At 34.0% G+C, this 17846-nt stretch carries 22 protein-coding genes; 16 read left to right on the top strand and 6 right to left on the bottom strand.

Annotated features, from left to right (window positions below):
* Positions 1 to 11: 11 nt before the first annotated feature.
* Complete coding sequence (locus ACEE93_RS09730) at positions 12 to 803, top strand: zinc ribbon domain-containing protein (protein ID WP_449156534.1); 792 nt, start codon at positions 12 to 14, stop codon at positions 801 to 803.
* A gap of 216 nt (positions 804 to 1019) precedes the next feature.
* Here ACEE93_RS09730 and ACEE93_RS09725 read toward each other — a convergent pair whose 3' ends face one another.
* Entirely contained in the window at positions 1020 to 1778 is a 759-nt protein-coding gene (locus tag ACEE93_RS09725) for a hypothetical protein (RefSeq protein WP_449154412.1), read from the bottom strand.
* Positions 1768 to 2106 (bottom strand): PadR family transcriptional regulator, encoded by a 339-nt coding sequence (locus tag ACEE93_RS09720; protein ID WP_449154411.1) that lies wholly within the window; start codon positions 2104 to 2106, stop codon positions 1768 to 1770. The genes ACEE93_RS09725 and ACEE93_RS09720 overlap by 11 nt, the downstream gene beginning before the upstream one ends.
* A 371-nt stretch (positions 2107 to 2477) precedes the next feature.
* Between ACEE93_RS09720 and ACEE93_RS09715 the strand changes: the two genes are divergently transcribed.
* Together ACEE93_RS09715 and ACEE93_RS09710 are read left to right on the top strand one after the other, a co-directional pair.
* Positions 2478 to 3116: a FusB/FusC family EF-G-binding protein gene (locus tag ACEE93_RS09715; protein ID WP_449154410.1), complete on the top strand. Its 639-nt coding sequence runs from the start codon at positions 2478 to 2480 to the stop codon at positions 3114 to 3116.
* Positions 3117 to 3176: 60 nt separating this feature from the next.
* On the top strand, positions 3177 to 3977 hold the full coding sequence (locus tag ACEE93_RS09710; RefSeq protein WP_449154409.1) for an arylamine N-acetyltransferase: 801 nt from the start codon (positions 3177 to 3179) through the stop codon (positions 3975 to 3977).
* 61 nt (positions 3978 to 4038) lie between these two features.
* Here ACEE93_RS09710 and ACEE93_RS09705 read toward each other — a convergent pair whose 3' ends face one another.
* Complete coding sequence (locus ACEE93_RS09705; protein ID WP_449154408.1) at positions 4039 to 5010, bottom strand: alpha/beta hydrolase; 972 nt, start codon at positions 5008 to 5010, stop codon at positions 4039 to 4041.
* A gap of 140 nt (positions 5011 to 5150) precedes the next feature.
* Here ACEE93_RS09705 and ACEE93_RS09700 point away from each other — a divergent pair, with 140 nt between their 5' ends.
* Positions 5151 to 5525: a hypothetical protein gene (locus ACEE93_RS09700; RefSeq protein WP_449154407.1), complete on the top strand. Its 375-nt coding sequence runs from the start codon at positions 5151 to 5153 to the stop codon at positions 5523 to 5525.
* 196 nt (positions 5526 to 5721) lie between these two features.
* Complete coding sequence (locus tag ACEE93_RS09695; RefSeq protein ID WP_449154406.1) at positions 5722 to 6900, top strand: MFS transporter; 1179 nt, start codon at positions 5722 to 5724, stop codon at positions 6898 to 6900.
* A 48-nt stretch (positions 6901 to 6948) separates the two neighbouring features.
* Here ACEE93_RS09695 and ACEE93_RS09690 read toward each other — a convergent pair whose 3' ends face one another.
* Entirely contained in the window at positions 6949 to 7614 is a 666-nt protein-coding gene (locus ACEE93_RS09690) for a hypothetical protein (protein WP_449154405.1), read from the bottom strand.
* A 126-nt stretch (positions 7615 to 7740) separates the two neighbouring features.
* Here ACEE93_RS09690 and ACEE93_RS09685 point away from each other — a divergent pair, with 126 nt between their 5' ends.
* Positions 7741 to 9090, top strand: coding sequence for a YqeG family HAD IIIA-type phosphatase (locus ACEE93_RS09685; RefSeq protein ID WP_449154404.1), 1350 nt, complete (start codon positions 7741 to 7743; stop codon positions 9088 to 9090).
* 232 nt (positions 9091 to 9322) lie between these two features.
* On the opposite strand, the gene ACEE93_RS09680 is transcribed toward ACEE93_RS09685, so the two are convergent.
* On the bottom strand, positions 9323 to 9478 hold the full coding sequence (locus tag ACEE93_RS09680) for a hypothetical protein (RefSeq protein ID WP_449154403.1): 156 nt from the start codon (positions 9476 to 9478) through the stop codon (positions 9323 to 9325).
* Between the two features lie 239 nt (positions 9479 to 9717).
* Between ACEE93_RS09680 and ACEE93_RS09675 the strand changes: the two genes are divergently transcribed.
* The 10 genes from ACEE93_RS09675 to ACEE93_RS09630 all read left to right on the top strand — a co-directional run bounded on the left by ACEE93_RS09675 (position 9718) and on the right by ACEE93_RS09630 (position 16785).
* The gene (locus ACEE93_RS09675) at positions 9718 to 10191 is read left to right on the top strand and encodes a DUF2975 domain-containing protein (RefSeq protein WP_449154402.1); all 474 of its coding nucleotides are present in this window, start codon (positions 9718 to 9720) and stop codon (positions 10189 to 10191) included.
* 10 nt (positions 10192 to 10201) lie between these two features.
* Positions 10202 to 10408: a helix-turn-helix domain-containing protein gene (locus ACEE93_RS09670; RefSeq protein ID WP_449154401.1), complete on the top strand. Its 207-nt coding sequence runs from the start codon at positions 10202 to 10204 to the stop codon at positions 10406 to 10408.
* Positions 10409 to 10598: 190 nt separating this feature from the next.
* Complete coding sequence (gene rbsU, locus ACEE93_RS09665) at positions 10599 to 11480, top strand: ribose/proton symporter RbsU (protein WP_449154400.1); 882 nt, start codon at positions 10599 to 10601, stop codon at positions 11478 to 11480.
* A 38-nt stretch (positions 11481 to 11518) separates the two neighbouring features.
* Entirely contained in the window at positions 11519 to 12427 is a 909-nt protein-coding gene (gene rbsK, locus ACEE93_RS09660) for a ribokinase (protein ID WP_449154399.1), read from the top strand.
* A gap of 453 nt (positions 12428 to 12880) precedes the next feature.
* Positions 12881 to 13249, top strand: coding sequence for a hypothetical protein (locus ACEE93_RS09655; RefSeq protein ID WP_449156533.1), 369 nt, complete (start codon positions 12881 to 12883; stop codon positions 13247 to 13249).
* Between the two features lie 253 nt (positions 13250 to 13502).
* On the top strand, positions 13503 to 13691 hold the full coding sequence (locus ACEE93_RS09650; RefSeq protein ID WP_449154397.1) for a hypothetical protein: 189 nt from the start codon (positions 13503 to 13505) through the stop codon (positions 13689 to 13691).
* A gap of 242 nt (positions 13692 to 13933) precedes the next feature.
* Entirely contained in the window at positions 13934 to 14503 is a 570-nt protein-coding gene (locus tag ACEE93_RS09645; protein ID WP_449154396.1) for a type I secretion system protein, read from the top strand.
* A 156-nt stretch (positions 14504 to 14659) separates the two neighbouring features.
* Positions 14660 to 14998 carry a helix-turn-helix domain-containing protein gene (locus ACEE93_RS09640; RefSeq protein ID WP_449154395.1) on the top strand — a complete coding sequence of 113 codons (339 nt, stop codon included), beginning with the start codon at positions 14660 to 14662 and terminating at the stop codon, positions 14996 to 14998.
* Positions 14999 to 15041: 43 nt separating this feature from the next.
* Positions 15042 to 15884: a CPBP family intramembrane glutamic endopeptidase gene (locus ACEE93_RS09635; protein ID WP_449154394.1), complete on the top strand. Its 843-nt coding sequence runs from the start codon at positions 15042 to 15044 to the stop codon at positions 15882 to 15884.
* Positions 15885 to 15990: 106 nt separating this feature from the next.
* Entirely contained in the window at positions 15991 to 16785 is a 795-nt protein-coding gene (locus ACEE93_RS09630) for an arylamine N-acetyltransferase family protein (RefSeq protein ID WP_449154393.1), read from the top strand.
* A 43-nt stretch (positions 16786 to 16828) separates the two neighbouring features.
* Here the strand turns inward: ACEE93_RS09630 and ACEE93_RS09625 are convergent, their stop codons facing one another.
* Positions 16829 to 17791: an amidohydrolase family protein gene (locus ACEE93_RS09625; protein ID WP_449156532.1), complete on the bottom strand. Its 963-nt coding sequence runs from the start codon at positions 17789 to 17791 to the stop codon at positions 16829 to 16831.
* Positions 17792 to 17846 lie beyond the last annotated feature (55 nt).

Raw genomic sequence — 17846 nt, 5'->3', positions numbered from 1 at the left:
GAGGATAGGAAATGAAATACTGTAGTCGATGCGGTAATGCTTTAAAAGAAAGCCAAACGTTTTGTAATAAATGCGGTAGACGTCTAAAAAACGACCCCAAACCGCCTAGTAGAACAGCGAGACAACAACAAGTACAATCTACGCAATATCACACACCAAAGGTTAAAAAAGAAAAGAAACAATCGAAACCATTTTTAATTGTGATACTGACTCTTATTTTTATATTGTTGATTGCTGGATTAGTATACGGTGGTTATAAGTTATTAGAAGGAAACGGCATTAGTATTAATATTGGTGACTCGGATACTTCGACAACGTCAGATAATAATAGTGAAACAAGTAATAATGATGAAACAGGGGCTAATAATGGCTCATCAGAAGGACAATATGAAAAACCGGATATTAAAATTTTATCGTCCTATTTCAGTAATGAATTTATGCATCAAGATCGACGTAATGGGTTTGAGGGCGTTCAAATAGGTATGAGTCGGAACAATTTAGAAAGTCGTTATGGTAAGGCGGATACGACAGTGAACATTGCAGGCGTGACTGCTGAAAAATATGGCAATATTGCTGTGAACTATGATAACGATACGGTCAAAAGATATTTTATTGTACCACATAGTGTGAAACTACAAGAATATGAAAACTATCAAGGGCGTTCCACAATGAACGCTAAAGAAGGCGGCGTAGTGTATGATGATAACCCCGCTAATGGTTTCACAATTAAAGTTTACACGAACGAATATAATGACATCACAGGTATCGAAAGTGTCGACCAAATCCCTCGTGCAGGAAGATAATTGAAAGAGATAAGTAATAGGATGGGACTTATAGCATTAATGCTCTGGAAACCGATTAACGGTGTCCCAAAAGCAGGATTTTCGGCAGAAAGTTCACGATTCGCCAAAATTTGAAAAACAATTTTAGCTTTTCGTTCGCTTCTACTCAAATCCTGATCGCTTTTGTCCCAACCTCACTATAATATGTTTCATATGGAACATTTGAAGGATAGGTAACTATGCTTTTTGATCTTTATATAATTGATACACCGTATAAGCAATAAATGCTATGTTTATGATCAATAGCAATACTAGAGAAATGATAAGGTATTGCGAAGTGTCTTGGTTATTTGAAAATAGAAGTGCTACGATATTTGGTAAACAAACCAAAATTAATATAAATCCATATGTTTTTTGTTTTAATAAAATAGTCGCTATTACAACCATCAATAGAATAATTGAACCAATTGTGACACTTTGTAGGAAGTCAAAGGTGATTAACTCATAGATTGGAAACTTTTTTGTAAGATACGTGCTTAACAAAATGAGTAAAAATATAACACCTCCTGCTAATCCAGCATAAACATAGGTCTTTTTTTGGTCACCAAATTTTAAAATAAGCTTTTTAATCATATATAACCCTGCAATGATGGTGATAAAAAAGATAAAAAGCGTATTGATTATATTACTAACAGTTAATGTAAAAGATGGTGCAAAAAAGTCAGGTAAGATAAATAGTAAAAGCATGAACACTACAAAATACATAATATTTTTAGAAAAATTATTGAAAAGCGTTAAGTGAGGAGAAAATTGATCTGCATAAGTTTTGATCGGTGTTTGAATGATGGGTTGAATATCTTCTCCATTTTGTTCTGCAGTTTCTAAATGGTCTCTTAATTCTTCTTCAATCGTATCTACTTCGTTCTCATCTTTACCTCTAAAGATTAACTCTACTCTAAGTTTTATTAAAAAATTCTCTGCTGCTTTACTTAACATCGTTCTCACTCCCGAATAAATTTGTCATGCCTGTGTTTAATGCGTACCACTTCTGTTTAAATGTTTCGAGTTCTTTGAGTCCAGTTTGTGAAATTGTATAATATTTACGTTTCGGTCCACCGTTATCAGATTTTCGTGTTGTGGTGTGAACATAGCCATTTTTATTAAGTCGCAATAGAACTGGATAAATACTGCCCTCATTAATTTCAGGAAATTGATGGGCTCTTAACTTTTCAATAATTTCATAACCGTATGTTTCACCTTTAGCAATTAAACCTAATATTGCGCCATCTAGTAGACCTTTCATGATTTGATTTGAAACTGACATGTCACTCACCTATTTACTAACTATCTTACATTAAAAGATAGTATAAAGTAGATTATCTGTCAACTATATTATAATAAAAGATAGTGAGTTATGATCCCCTTAATCTAGCGGTTTAAGACTCCCCTTACTCTCGGGAGGTCTTAAAGTGTTGCTATTTAATTCTTGTAAACGCTAGTCTTTACTTTCGTACCTTTAGAGAATGTCCAAATCATGCTATAATCAAGTGAATTCAATAACAGGAGTTGATCTTATGAGACATACCAATATGTCACATATCATACGCTATCGTACTTTTCTAAAATACTAGAAGTACTTTAGGGTGGCTTGTTCATTTCGTAAAGTACTTCAATTCAAAAAATGGAGGAATAGAAATGAAACAAATCAAAGTATACGAATTTGTACGTGTAAATAATTTAGTGACAGAATTAATCAAATTATATAGAACCAATGACCTTGAATCTCACAAAGTTCAAATAGATATCATTTTATCTGATATTAAAAGTATTTTTGAAGCACAAGAGATTGATGTGTCATCTTTTATAGAAACATTAGATGATGTGAAGTTAACGAAGAAAAAAGCGAACCGTTTATTGAATGGTTTAAGACCTTATGTAGAAGATTTTGAATTACCTTCTACAAAGCAAATGGATAAACTATTTCGCAAAGTGAAGAAGTTAAAAACACCGAATGTCGCAGAGTTAGATACGAAGGCGCTCACTTATTTAGGGTGGAACGATAACGCATCTAATCGCAAATATATCGTTTATCGTGATGAAAATGGAAAATTACAAGGTATTTTTGGTGATTTATCACCGAATAAAGTCAAAGGGTTCTGTAAAATATGCAATCAAGAATCAGATGTCTCTCTATTTCTGAATAAAACGAAACATAATAAAAGTGAAGGCACTTATACGAAAAAAGGCGATTACATTTGCCATGACAGTTTCAAATGTAATCAAAATTTAGATAATATCGACCGTTTGTACGATTTTATTAATACAATCCAGTAGTATAATAATTAGTGTAGCCTTAATTTGAGACAATTTTAGAGATAGAAGGAGCAATAGACATTGGATTTTAAAGATTTTGAAGCATATTTAAAAATAGACCCTACACGTTATGATAAACCTACCTTGGAAGCCTTATCTTATTATGTAGAACGTTTTATGGTGACGGTGCCATTTGAAAATATTAATGTCCAAAATGGGGTACCGATTTCACTTAAAATTGAAGATAATTATGATAAAGTGGTGAACCAACATCGTGGTGGTTTTTGCTACGAACTTAACCCATTATTTCAAGCGTATTTATTAGATAAAGGGTTTGATGCGACATTAACAGGTGGCACAATTCACACACCAGATGGTGGTTTCAGTAATGATGAAGCACATGCTTTAGTCTATGTAACGATTGATGGGACACGTTATATAGCGGATGTAGCTTTCGGTGACTTACCGTTAATGGCATTTCCAATTACACAAGAAGACAATGCACAGCCTGTAGAAGATATTACTGGTCGTTTCAGAGCAATTTATCGTGATGATAAAGAAGATTACTTCTATGTTCAAAAAGAAGTAGACGGTGAGTGGGATACGCAATATGAAGCGGTCGTTGAGCCTAAAACAATTGCTGACTTTGAATGGCATGCGGAATATCATCAAACGCATCCAGAATCTTTCTTTGTGAATTTACTTATCATTTCACGTCCGCAACCTTTTGGCCGTGCGTCGTTATCGCAAAATAACCTTACGCTGACAGATAATAAAAAACAAACAAAAGAAAAATTTACAGTCACACCAGAAAATTATCGTGACTATTTAAAACATTATTTTGATCTTGATGTGACGATTGATCGTCTTGAAGCAAAATAGTTACCAAATAAAGGAACCCCTGAGCCTCGAGAGTGAAGGCTTAGGGGTTTTTTAGAGCCATTTATTGTTGAGGGTGTGGGTCGTTAAACGCACGTTTTAACGCATTCACACGGTCTTTAAGGATTTGATCTTTAATACGTGCACCTGGAACGAGTTCTCCTAAATGATAAAGGCCAGGGTAGACGTGTAATTCAGTAGGTACACCAGCGTTGATCAAACGGTGCGCATAGGCCATTGACTCATCGACAAATAAATCTAGGCTACCTACTGTAATTAATGTAGGTGGTAAATTTTCAAGATTGTCACGTTGAGCTGGTGATGCATAATCAGGTAAATCTTGAAGCGGGACAGGCACCTCTTGACCTAAGTACATTTCCCAAGCAAAATGGTTCATTGCGCGTGTCCAACCAAATTCTCCAGAAAATGGGTTCGGTTCTTCCCCTTTTAACGTACGATGATCAAGCATAGGAATATGCAAATTTTGAAAAAGGATTGGGATTTCTCCAAGATCTAAAGCATATTGCGATAAACTTGCTGCTAGTAGACCGCCCGCACTGCTACCGCCGACTGCAATACGAGATGCATCAATGTTGAGTTGCTCATTATTGTCTACCATCCATTTTAAAACAGCATAACAATCTTCTAATTGGCCTGGAAAGATCGTTTCAGGCGCTAAACGGTAATCGACAGAAACCACTACACAACCAAGCTCATGCGCTAGTAATGCATTATCGCGATTATCTAAATGCGCACCACCTGACAACATGCCGCCGCCGTGCATGTATAAATAAGCAGGCATATGATCTAATCGCTCAGTCGGTTGAATGACAATGATTGGAATGTCATGTCCATCATATGTCACGGTTTGATGATCAAGTGTGACATCATATTCGCTAGGAATGTCTGATTTGGCATGACTTAACACATTTTCACGATACGTTTCTAAATTCTCTCTTGTCAGTTCAGTGCCTCCCATGTTTTGGGCGGCTTCTTGTAAATCTGCATCAACTAAATGCATTGATTTCTTTGTCATTTTCAGGACTCCTTATCAATTTTTAGAATAAAGATGTTGTCTTAAGGATAATGAGAAACATTATAATTGACAAACGGAACGCATTCCGAATAAAATGGGAAATAGTTCAAAAAACATTAATCTTTGAGGAGGACGTCAGAATGATTTTAAGACACGTCGTTAATGGTATTGTAGGCTACGACATTATGAAAAGTAGCTTGCCAAAAATAAAAGGTGACGAACATATGGCCAAAGAATTTAAAGAAGGATTCAACTTGTCAAAACGTTCAATGTACCTTGCAGGGGCATTTGAATTTATTGGTTCACTTTTCTTATTCTCATCAATCTTTGGTAAATTAGGTCAAAGATTGGTTACGTTAGGTACAATTATGATTAACATTGTGATGGGTACAGCTATTTTCCATCATTACAAAGCAGGCCATGGTTCTAAAGGGGCAAAAGCAGCATCAAAATATTTCTTAATCAATGTCATCAGCTTAATCGAAGTATTATCAGTTAATAATCGTAAAAAATAATAGATACTGTATAAAATAGATAAAAGACGGTTTTCAATGTATGTTGAAAATCGTCTTTTTGCTTGTACAAATATTTTAAAAATTTATAGTGTGAGAATTATCATTATTTATATAAATAGTGAAATATGAATAAAAAGTATTTATAAATTTAATGAAATATGTCATAATGCTCGGGGACTGATAAGGAGGTGTAGGTATGGAAGAGACTTTAAGATATAACCGAATTACTTCCATATTTTTTATTACTGGAATTATTGTAATGTGTAGTTTATACACAGCAATTCCATTAACACCTTTTATCGCAAAAGATTTTGGCATAACAGAAACGACAGCTACGTTAAATGGTGTGGCTTTTTCATTAGCATATTCAATAAGTTGCCTACTTTATGGCGTTATTTCAGATAAATTTGGCAGAATTCGAGTGATCCTAATAGGGCTGTTAGGGTTATTTTTAATTTGTGCACTATTATTCTTCGTACATTCCTTTGCGCTATTTATGGTTTTAAGAATTTTACAAGGTATTTGTGCAGCCGCATTCTCTCCGGTATCACTCGCATATACTACAGAAATGTATCCGCCAATGAAACGTGTAACAGCAGTAAGCTTTATCAGTACTAGCTTTATGTTATCCGGTGTCATTGGTCAAAACTTAAGTGAATTAATCGCAGAAGTTTACAATTGGCGTTTAACTTATATTGTATTAAGTTTATTATATATTATTCTTGTCTATGTGATTTATAAACAAGTTCCCGAGAGTCCTTATCGAGAACCTGATGTAAAAGTGTCACATTTTTTAAGTCGATTTAAATATATCTTGCATAGCAAAGCAGTGATTGGATGCTTTTTAATTTCACTCACGTTATTAACAAGTTTTATTACAATGTATACATTGCTTAGTGATTATGTCGAATCATCACGAGTACAAGGTGATTTTACGACTATTTTCATTATTAAATTACTAGGCGTCATTGGTATGTTGTTGGCACTATTTTCAGGACGAATTAGTGGCAAATTTGGTGTCAAAAATGTACTTCAAGTTGCTATTGTTGCGCAAATTGTACCATTATTACTCATTCCACTTACATCGAATATTATTATTATCACGATTTTAAGTATTATTTTCGTGGCAGGTATTGCGATCGCGATTCCATCAGTTATTGCGAAAATTGGTATGCTCTCCGATATCAATAGAGGATTCTTCCTATCGGTTAATACCTTTATCTTATTCTTAGGTACAGCCATTGCGCCAGTTTTATCGATACAACTTGAAAAACTATCAAGCTTTGTCATCATGTTTAGTGCGTTATCAATCATTAGCATTATTGCATTGATTATTTCAATCTTTATACCAAGAGGCTTACGATTGAAAAAATAATAGAGTAAAGCATCACTACCATTGAGTAGTGGTGCTTTATTTTGTGTTTTATTGGGCTAAATAGTCACAGACGGTATCAATCTGGTCATAAAACGCTTCCCCAAAGCATCGATCAAAGAAAGCACTACCTATTGTAAAGTATTGAGGCGAGACGTTCTTAATAAAATCGAGTTGTTCATAGGATTGAATACTGCCTGCAAGACAAACAGGCGCGTTAACTTGATTTAAAAATTGAGATATAAGCACACTCGCATCTTGATCATAGCGATAGCCAAGTAAATCAACGCCAAAAATATTTTGATCAATCATTTCCTGCGCGTTGTTGATAATTTCTTCCACAGAACCTGTTAAAATAGAAGGTCGGTTGTAGACATTTCCAGCAAAAGGCATATATTTAATATTATGGTCTAAACAATATGTATGAATTGAAGGAAAGTACGTTGTTCCCATTAAAATATCACAACCACATTCTTGGGCTAACTGTGCGCCATTTAATCCTTCTTCCTCTGTATAAGCTACAATTTCTAAAACAGTGGTTTTACCACATTCTTTCATATATGTAAAAAGAGATTTCATCTCACTTTTAGGTAATCCTTCATCTTTAAACCCCCAATACTGAGCCTTTGTATCTTTACATGACTCAAAGACATGGTAGGCATTATCTACGGTATAGTCATTGTAAGTTAGCATTACGATTAATTCTGATTTCCCCATATTTAAATCCCCCGACATTTAGTTTAGTAATTTTATATTCAATTGACTTATATATGTTAATAGACTACACTTTATATTAAAAATAAACAAGATATTTTTGAATGGTGTAAAATAAGGAGGAGTGCTATGATTCATCAGCTGTTGCCAAATTATTATATAGATAGTGTATTTGATATTGATTTTGAGGCGCTTTTAGAAAACGGATATAAAGGGATTATTTTTGATATTGATAGTACATTAGTGCCGCACGGGGGAGAAGTTACGCAAGAAATTGATCAACTTTTTGAAGATATTCACCAACTCGGTTTTAAAACACTATTACTATCGAACAATAGTTTTGAACGTATTAATGCATTTAATCAAAATATCAAAACACAATTTATTCCAATGGCGAGAAAGCCTTACGTAAAAAATTATTTAAAAGCGGTTAATATGTTAGGAGTAAAAAAATCTGAAGTGATTGTAGTCGGTGATCAATTATTTACTGACATATTAGGTGCTAATCTTGCAGGACTGAAAAGCATTTTGGTGCACTATTTAATGCATCCACATGAAACTAAAATCGGAAAGAAACGTCGCGTTGAAAGTATACTGTCGACAACTCATAAAGTATGGCAATACATATTTAAATTTAATAATCCATTTAGTCATAGACAGCCTAAACGGGTTAGTGAAATCTCGCCACTTTTTTATTCATTAGCAGAAAAGAAAGAAACGGTTAAAAGAACACTTCAAAATGTGAAACACCAATCCTTTGCCGCTCAGCGATCTGAGCAACCATTACCGAATGTTGTGTCTCAACATCAAAATCACTTAATCAAGACGGGGAAAGGAATAGACCCTGTTCTACAAGAAAATAAAGCGTTCAATATCGATAAAGCAGCGACAAAGTTAAATGGTCTCCTTATTAAACCTGGCGAGGAATTTTCATTTTGGCATTTAATCGGTAAAGTAGATGCTAAACATGGTTATAAAGATGGTCGTGTTATAGTGAATAATCAAGTACAAGCTGGAACAGGGGGCGGTTTATGTAATTTAGCAAATACTATTAATTTGCTCGTTATTCATAGTCCTCTTGAAATTACGGAAGTGCATTACCATTCGGATGCTCTAGCGCCAGACAAAGGCGAGCGTAAGCCGTTAGCCAATGGGACGTCAGTGGCATATAATTATGTAGATTATCGATTTAAAAATACAACGGACCAAACATTTCAACTTTGCATTTGGTGTGAAGGTAAAGAGTTAAAAGCAGAGTTGAGAAATGAACATGATGGACCTTACCGTTATAAAATTGTAGAAGACAACCATCGTTTCGAAAAAGAGGGCCATGCCTTCTACAGAAAGTCAAAAATTTATAAAGTTACTGTGAATCCATCTGATGAATCATACATTAAAAAAGAATTACTTTGGGATAATAAGTCAGAAGTCATGTTTGATTATGATTTAATTCCACCTTCTCAAATTGTTGAACAATAAATTTTAAAACGCGTACTTCAATGTTGTGGTATTTGTTAAATATACACAGCACGTTGGAGTGCGCTTATTTGATGTGGCGAACTGAGTTTAAAGCATATTGATTGTTTTTATAGCGTGGATAAGTAGGTATGTTTTAAGGTGTTTTAAACATTGAGGACAAAGAGGCGTTTAGGAGACATAAAAGTCACCTAAACGCCTAAAGTATATCTTATGGAACTAAATGACAAAGGTATTAGTTGTTATCGTAAGTAGAATTATACCATTCGTTTGCTGCATGCACATAACCTTTTTGAGTTATTGCAGATGCATCATCTGAAAAACCACTAACTGCAAGTAAACTACCGAATAAAACAATGCTTGATAACAATCCTTTAGCGATTTTACTCATGTTACTCACCCCTTTGGTATATTTAGTATACTTATATTATAACCAATAGGTATAAAAAATAAACCCTTTTGATTAAGAAATTTTGAAAGTATAAAAATCTGAGTTTTACTTTTAAATAATGTAAAGGTTCATGAAGGAATGGTGAAAGTTAACTTTTATCGAAAATCGATAAAAAGTTATTGATTTTCAATAAAAAATGAGGTAAGGTTTTATTGATAAACGATAAAGGAGTAAATTTTATGAGAACAAAGGGACTTTCGTCAGTACTATCCATTATACTTGTGGTTGTATTAATTATTACAATCATTAGTAATGTTGTAGATTTAGTTCAATATTATTTAACATTAGGAAAAACATTCGATCATATCAAAATTTTATATCACATCTATGCACTGGCTTTTATTATTAAATCAATTTTATTTTCTATGATATTATTATTTACGTTGAAGTTGATGGAAAATGTGGATCAAGGTTTTTATTTCTCTGATAAAAACTATAAATTGATTATAAGAATAGCGGCTAGCTTAGTTTTTTATAATATTCCTTATATACTAACAGGTTTAATTGTGTATGAGCCAAAATATGTCGATATATTAAGTATTAATGGTATGAATCGCAATTTGATCTTACTTATGGGTATAGCTATGCTAAGTTTTGCTAGTATTTATAGAAGTTCACAGAATATCAAAGAAGAAAATGATTTAACGATTTAGGAGTAAGATAATGATAAAGGTTAAATTGGATGAAGTTTTACTAGAAAAACACGTATCTTTAACAGAATTATCCAAAGCAGTAGATGTGACCATTGCGAATTTATCAATTTTAAAAACAGGTAAGGCCAAAGCCATTCGTTTTAGTACACTCGAAGCAATTTGTAATTACCTAAATTGTCAGCCCGGAGATATTATCGTTAACGAACAAGAGTTTTAAATTTGAAACATCATTGAAGCGGTTTAAGGGTGTCATTGAATGGTCGTAGTTAATGTATTGATGTGTTGAAGTGTATTTATATTCTAACCTCTTTTTTTAATTGCATTTATTGAATAAACAAGATATATTTTTGGAAATTGATATTGTAATCATTAAAGTATATAAATTGAGAGAGATAGAGGTGTTAAATATGGATATGGTTGCACTTTTAGTCGGGTTAGGTCCGCTAATAGGTTGGGGGCTTTTTCCGACCATTGCATCTAAGTTTGGTGGTAAGCCAGTTCATCAAATTATTGGAACAACAGTAGGAACGCTGATTTTTGCAGGTGTTTATGCGATATTAACGGCACAACACTTTCCAACTGGGATGAATTTATTCTTTTCACTCATTTCCGGAGCTGGTTGGTGTTTTGGTCAGATTTTTACCTTTAAAGCATTTACATATGTAGGTTCTTCTCGTGCAATGCCTGTAACGACCGCATTTCAATTGCTTGGTGCGTCATTATGGGGCGTGTTCGCGTTAGGCAATTGGCCAGGGGTGACAAATAAAATCATCGGTTTTACAGCACTTGTTGTGATTTTAATTGGTGCACGAATGACAGTATGGAGCGAAGAAAAAATTAATCAAGATAGCGGCAATTTAAAAAAGGCAGTCGTCATATTATTGATCGGGGAAATTGGTTATTGGCTTTATTCTGCAGCTCCTCAAGCGACAGATATTGGAGGCAAAGCAGCCTTTTTGCCTCAAGCAATAGGGATGGTCATCGCTGCGCTTATTTATGGTTTCATGCATTTGAAAAAAGACAATCCATTTACAAGCAAAGTGACATGGTTACAAATTATTTCTGGGTTCTTCTTTGCCTTTGCAGCTTTAACTTATTTAATTTCTGCACAACCGAATATGAATGGTTTAGCGACAGGCTTCGTACTTTCACAAACGTCAGTTGTTGTGGCGACATTAACAGGTATTTATTTCTTACATCAACATAAAACGAAAAAAGAAATGGCTGTCACAATGGTTGGGTTAGTGCTGATACTCGTCGCAGCCGCAGTTACTGTGTTTATACGTTAAAATAGAGGTAGCAGTGATTTATTGAAGGGGGCATTATGATGACAAATAAAGTGGTAATTCTAGGATCAACGAATGTCGACCGCTTTTTAACAGTGGAACGCTATGCTGAACCTGGCGAAACATTGCACATCGATCAAGGTCAACAAAACTATGGCGGTGGTAAAGGCGCAAATCAAGCGATCGCCACTGCACGTATGAACGCTGATACGACATTCATCTCCAAAGTTGGACAAGATGGGTTAGCCGACTTTATGTTTGAGGATTTTGAAAAAGCTGGCATCAATACTGAGTATATAACTAAATCTGACACAGCCGATACAGGCCAGGCTTTTATTACGGTTAATGAAAAGGGCAGCAATATGATTTATGTGTATGGTGGCGCGAATATGACATTATCAGAGGAGGACGTTGAACAAGCTGAGGAAGTCATAAAACAAGCCGATTACATTGTGGCTCAATTAGAAGTGCCAACAGAGGCGATTATATGTGGTTTTGAAATGGCACGTGCTAATGGTGTGATTACAGTGTTAAATCCCGCCCCTGCAGATGAGATACCGGAAGCTTTGTTAAAGTTAGTTGATATTATGATACCTAATGAATTTGAAGCAGCTTTATTATCCGGTGTGCCTGTGGAAGATGAAGCTTCAATAAAGCAAAATAGCGATTACTTTTTGGAACTAGGGATGAAAGTGGTATTGATTACGCTAGGAGAACGCGGAACATACTTTGCGACAAAAGGTCAGTCCGGGTTACTCCCTGCTTACGATGTCAAAGCAGTCGATACGACCGCAGCAGGTGATACGTTTATCGGTGCCTTCGTGAGTCGATTTGATATGGCCACAATGAATATAGAAGAAGCCATTGATTTTGCGAACAAAGCATCTTCTTATACTGTACAAAAAGCTGGTGCTCAAATCTCAATACCTTGGTTTGATGAGGTAGAGTGAGGGCATAATATTATATCTATTACTAGTTAAAATACTGTTTGAAAATGGTTAGTGAGAGGATTCACTAACCATTTTTTAATTACATTATTTTAAATATAAAATAAAATATTTAATTTTTAAAGAGTGTTAGACTCTAAAGTGATTTAATTACAATTCATAGTTAGGTGTCTTAAAAGTAAAATAGCTATAAATTATAACTTCAAACTATTTATAAGAATGCATACTAAGTATAGTAATTAATCTTGAAAAAAGATATACTTATATAAATGGAATTGCAAAATAGAATTTGGGAAAACTAAATTGTTGGTGTTTTATTTAGGGTTAAGGAAATCAATGTTAGAAAAAGTAAAATAATGTGCACTATGACAATTGATTTACTAATTTCTTATAACAATTAAGCATAATAAAAGCTTTGATTTTAATATTTATATGAGTAGAAAGGATTTGATAAAAATGGAGAAAAAACATACATCGTTTCTTATAATAACTATTATTGTTTCTTTGGTAATTGGATTTATAGGTAAAGGGCTTTTTTCATCTGAAAGTTATGAAGGGAATTGGATAAATAAGGAAACAGATGAAAGTATTTTAAATATTAAGAATGGAAAACTTTTAGATAAAAACGGGGATGTAATGGAAGGCTTTACGTATGAGGAAGTCTCTGCTAATAAAGATATAGATGTTTATAAGTTAGAGGTGAAAAAGGATGATACATCATTTTTAGATATTGGGATTGCTTTAGAAAAGGATAAAGATTCTGCTGTCATAGTCTTACAAAATGATGATGGAAACCGTGCTTTATTTAACACATATAAAGATTAGATATAGTAAATTATTTGTACTCTCGTTATAGTTAATTATTATAAATTTTTAATAATATAATTATATATTCCGTTAAAAAGTAATAAGAACATAAAAATATTAGTTATATTGTTTAAATAGATAGACCTACTAATAAAAAACAAACACAGTTCAGAACTAAAAAATGCCAATTGAGAAATTTGCATCTAATCCTTCTTTCACTTTGATATTATGAAAATGATAAGTGCTAGCCATTCGGGTAAAGGAGTGATGCATGATGTTCAATAGACCTAGTGTAGTATTTACACCTACTTTTAATATTATTTTAATCATTGTAGGTGTTTTGGCATTTTTATTATTTAATTTTGTAATCGAAGCTAATTTTATGATTAGTTTAATGATGTTTATTGTGCCTATTATGGTAGCCGTGGCGAATTTAAATGAAAAAAGCAATGATACTTAAGAGACCCGTTAAGTAAAGCGGTGAAGTCGTCTATGATAGTGAGATGGCTTCATCGCTATTTTTATATTCAAAATGTCCTGGTGCTCATGTGATGTGCTTCAACACACCAAAAAGAAAGAGATTATCCTTGAGTAGTAAGGTCAGGAGAGGTTTTAATTTTTTACGTTCATATAAATTGGATATTGTATATTAAAAGATATAACTGTAATATATAGTACAAAGATAGCAGAGGGGGATGCTTGATGATTGATATTTTGGCGTCATTTTTAGGGGGAGCTTTAGCGTTTGCAGGTTCTTGGTTTGGTATAAAGATGCAACATAAGAAACAAGATAAGGACAGGGATAAGGAATACCATAATGACTTAGTATCACTGATTGATATCATCATTTACAGAGCAGCAAAGGTTCGAAATAATGAATTAAATGAAAAACATGCTTATTACGATAAGGAAAATACGAGAGAAATCTGTCAAAGTATCAAGCAAGACTTTAATACGTTAGAAAAAGGTATAGAAGAATTAGTTTTATTAATGAGTCATCATATTGATAATTCGAATAATGCAATTCAGGCAGTTTTAAGTCACTTTGAACAGTTGAATCTTCAATTCAATAAATTTAATACAGCGACTAAAATTTATTTACAGAAATATGGAAAGCAAGGTTATGATACTAATTCAATTATATATTCTAATATTAATTTAGATAAAAAAGTTGAAACGTTTATTAATCATATGCAAAAGCTTGCTTTAGATTCGTATAACCATAAAACCTATAATCCTAAACTAAATGAATTAGCAAATAATAAAGAATAATGTGTATTTAACAATGTCTTTTAAATGCTCACGAGATGTTTTGCATTTGTGACATATGTGATGATTTACTATACGTTATTTGTGACAGCGTGCTACAAAATAGATACAGAATATTACGGATGATCATGATAGTTTTAAAGGGAGGTGATGAATGCGATGAAACTAGCAGAAAATATTAAAAAATATCGTAAAGAAGTAGGACTAACACAAGAACAATTAGCAACTGAATTAAATACAACAAGACAATCTATTTCTCGATGGGAACAAGGTACCCTTGAACCAGATATCCAAATGGTGGTGGCGCTTGCTAATTATTTCAATATTACCGTCGATCAATTAGTACAAGGACATGATCACGACACTCCGAAGCAAAATCATCAAACTGATGCGCCTTCGCACTCGATGAACTTCTGGGAATTTTTGTCAAAAAGATGGTGGGTGCTTATTGCTGTAGTAGTCATTATTTGTGGGACATTAGCTCAAATTTTTGCATAGTACGTCGCATGAACCTCGAATTAAAAATATAGGAGAGGTTTACATGAATATCGTATGGAAGATAAGTAAAGTGATTGGGTTATTTGTAATCATTATAGTTATCATGGTTATCAGTCAAATACTAGGTTCATTATGGCATTTATTGGATTTAAAGGGAGTCGAATATCTATTACATGGTTTAACGTATTTGGGTCTTTTTATACTTTTAGTATGGTTATTTATACATAAAGGCTTAAAACGTTCATTGACTGAATTTAGAATCGACACACCTCGGTCGATACCTTTTACGCTCGTACTAGGTATTATATTAACAGTGGGTGTACGATTGTTGTTCATTTTATGTGTTCCTGGCACGTTTTATTGGACACCGTTAGACGGCTGGGAAGACTACCTTGCCTCCTTTGTTAATGATATATGGATTAGTGGTATGGTGGCACCAATCGTAGAAGAAATTGCGTTTAGAGGCATCTTGATGAAGTATCTTGAAGAGAAAGTAAATCTTGTCGTTGCACTTGTGCTGCCTTCCTTTGTATTTGCGGCGGTACATTTTTTGAATGGCTCACTCCCTATGAGTAGTGGCATATTATTGCTTATTAGCGGTACGGTAGTCGGGTTGATGTTTGGTCTTGCAGCGTATACGTTTAAGACGGTTTGGGCAAGTATTATGTTACATATGTGTTGGAATTTAGGGGGTCTTTTATATATTAGCCCACATAAAGAGTCAGATATATTAATGCAATATGTACTCAATGAAAATAATGTCCTTTTGACAGGTGGTGCATACGGTATTGAGACATCCATTCTTACGATAATAGGTTATATATTAGTGAGCGTTTGTTTGATTATGCGTTACCGTTCGAAAAATAAGCTGTCCTTGCCAAAATGATTGAAAGGTCGTATCACAAAATTGATTTTTTACCCTTATGCAAGTTAAAATATTATACTGCTTAGTTAAATAACTTAGGACTATCTTTGCGTAAGGAAAGGGAGTAATGAATGTGTACGATTTTTCAAAACTAGAAGCGTATCTTGAAATACCAGAAGACTTTAAAATAGAACCTACTTTAGAACATTTGAATTATTTAGTACGCCAATATGTGTTACATGTGACATTTGAAAACATTAACATTCAAAATCAATTGCCATTAGCGGTGAATAACACCTCTATGATTCAAAAAATGACTGAACGTCATCAAGGGGGCGTATGTTACGAAAACAATCGTTTGTTTCATGAGTATCTCAAACAACATGGTTTTGACGTCCATTTTGCGCAAGCGACTGTATATTCTGGTAAAGAAAAAGGATGGGCAGCGCCTAATGTCCATATGACGAATATTGTGGAGCTTAATGGAGAGCGCTATGTCGTTGAAGCGGGATTCGGTGCGTCTCCTGTCATGGCTGTGCCATTAAATGGAGAGATTGTTAAAAATGATCAAAAAGCACAAACCTATTATGTAGAAATGCGCGATGATGGTACATTTGATTTATTCCGCTGGGTAGAAGGTGAATGGATTGTTCAATTTCGCGTCGTTGATCGTTACTTGAAATTCCGTGATTTTGAAAGTGCAATGGCATACAATCAAACAAGTTTAGATTCTCATTTCGTGACAGATCCTCTCATTGTAAGAAACTGGGAAACAGGTCATGCAACAATGACAGGTCGAACACTCACAGTAACAGAAGGTACAGAAAAAACGAAATACGATGTTACTAAAGACAATTACCAACAATTTTTAGCGGAGTATTTTGATATTCACAATACAACAATTTCATTTTTTGAAAAATAACATGAAAGCCCCCACTCGATGGAAGAGCGGGGGGTATTTTGTATTATTGATCTGATAAGTTGTGGAATTTAATAGCGTTACCGCGTAAAATACCTTCCACGTGATCTGGATCGATACCACTGTTTTTAATATAGTCGACACTACGTTTATATTTGTCATCTTGGAAATATGGGAAGTCTGACCCAACCATGAATTTTTCTGCACCAAATGTTTCAATTGAATTGACTAGTGATGGTTCATGGAAGTTTGCTGTATCGTACCAGAATTGACGATCTAAAATTTCCCATGGATCTGTATCGAATGCATTCCAATCTTCGTAGTTATCTTTAATACGTGTCATAAAGAATGGTAACGCCCCACCAAGGTGAGAAATATGGAATTGAATGTTTGGATATTTTTGTGGGATATTATTTTTAAGTAAATGTAATGTGATGAATGTTGATTCTAAAGGCGCACCGATAACCCATTCAAGTGTGTAGTCATTAACAAGTGGACTTTGTGCACCACAACCTGTTGGGTGAATATAAATTGTTGCGTGTTCTTCGTTCATTGCAGCGAAAAAGTCATCAAATTGATGGTCTGCAATAGAAACTTTATCTTTTACAAGTGTCGGTAATGCGATACCTACGAATGCGTCTTTTTTAAGTAATGCTCTTGCTTCTTCAATCGCTTGATCAACGTAAGGTAAAGAAACCGCACCATATGCTAAAAAGCGACCAGGATATTGTTCAACAAGTGATTCATATAAGTTGTTGATTTCGTTGGCACTTTGATGTGCTTCTTCTTTGGTACCCCATTGAGGTGATTGTGGTGTAGCTGATAAGATTTGCATTTGTACGCCACTATCGTCCATATTTTGTATACGATGTTCCATATCTTCTTTTGAATCAGATTGACGAATGTTTTTAGCAACTTCAGTCCCTTGACTACCAAGTTTGCCTAATTTTTCTAAATAATCTTCACTCCATAAATGTGCATGTACATCAATGGCTTTATCTTGAACCATGCTTCATACCTCCATTATGATAAGTAGTTTATATAAAGTATATATACCCGAGATT

The organism is Staphylococcus sp. 11262D007BW, from assembly GCF_053547815.1.
Note: the sequence above shows the minus strand (reverse complement) of the source record. Positions and strands in the feature narration are given on the sequence as shown.

Coding starts and splice junctions, on each gene's coding strand:
- ACEE93_RS09705 (WP_449154408.1), bottom strand. CDS start 5,010: ATGACAAAGAAATCAATGCATTTAGTTGATGCAGATTTACAAGAAGCC.
- ACEE93_RS09625 (WP_449156532.1), bottom strand. CDS start 17,791: ATGGTTCAAGATAAAGCCATTGATGTACATGCACATTTATGGAGTGAA.
- ACEE93_RS09725 (WP_449154412.1), bottom strand. CDS start 1,778: ATGTTAAGTAAAGCAGCAGAGAATTTTTTAATAAAACTTAGAGTAGAG.
- ACEE93_RS09650 (WP_449154397.1), top strand. CDS start 13,503: ATGATGTTCAATAGACCTAGTGTAGTATTTACACCTACTTTTAATATT.
- ACEE93_RS09640 (WP_449154395.1), top strand. CDS start 14,660: ATGAAACTAGCAGAAAATATTAAAAAATATCGTAAAGAAGTAGGACTA.
- ACEE93_RS09685 (WP_449154404.1), top strand. CDS start 7,741: ATGATTCATCAGCTGTTGCCAAATTATTATATAGATAGTGTATTTGAT.
- ACEE93_RS09635 (WP_449154394.1), top strand. CDS start 15,042: ATGAATATCGTATGGAAGATAAGTAAAGTGATTGGGTTATTTGTAATC.
- ACEE93_RS09645 (WP_449154396.1), top strand. CDS start 13,934: ATGATTGATATTTTGGCGTCATTTTTAGGGGGAGCTTTAGCGTTTGCA.
- ACEE93_RS09630 (WP_449154393.1), top strand. CDS start 15,991: ATGAATGTGTACGATTTTTCAAAACTAGAAGCGTATCTTGAAATACCA.
- ACEE93_RS09670 (WP_449154401.1), top strand. CDS start 10,202: ATGATAAAGGTTAAATTGGATGAAGTTTTACTAGAAAAACACGTATCT.
- ACEE93_RS09690 (WP_449154405.1), bottom strand. CDS start 7,614: ATGGGGAAATCAGAATTAATCGTAATGCTAACTTACAATGACTATACC.
- rbsK (WP_449154399.1), top strand. CDS start 11,519: ATGACAAATAAAGTGGTAATTCTAGGATCAACGAATGTCGACCGCTTT.
- rbsU (WP_449154400.1), top strand. CDS start 10,599: ATGGATATGGTTGCACTTTTAGTCGGGTTAGGTCCGCTAATAGGTTGG.
- ACEE93_RS09700 (WP_449154407.1), top strand. CDS start 5,151: ATGATTTTAAGACACGTCGTTAATGGTATTGTAGGCTACGACATTATG.
- ACEE93_RS09675 (WP_449154402.1), top strand. CDS start 9,718: ATGAGAACAAAGGGACTTTCGTCAGTACTATCCATTATACTTGTGGTT.
- ACEE93_RS09730 (WP_449156534.1), top strand. CDS start 12: ATGAAATACTGTAGTCGATGCGGTAATGCTTTAAAAGAAAGCCAAACG.
- ACEE93_RS09680 (WP_449154403.1), bottom strand. CDS start 9,478: ATGAGTAAAATCGCTAAAGGATTGTTATCAAGCATTGTTTTATTCGGT.
- ACEE93_RS09720 (WP_449154411.1), bottom strand. CDS start 2,106: ATGTCAGTTTCAAATCAAATCATGAAAGGTCTACTAGATGGCGCAATA.
- ACEE93_RS09715 (WP_449154410.1), top strand. CDS start 2,478: ATGAAACAAATCAAAGTATACGAATTTGTACGTGTAAATAATTTAGTG.
- ACEE93_RS09655 (WP_449156533.1), top strand. CDS start 12,881: ATGGAGAAAAAACATACATCGTTTCTTATAATAACTATTATTGTTTCT.
- ACEE93_RS09695 (WP_449154406.1), top strand. CDS start 5,722: ATGGAAGAGACTTTAAGATATAACCGAATTACTTCCATATTTTTTATT.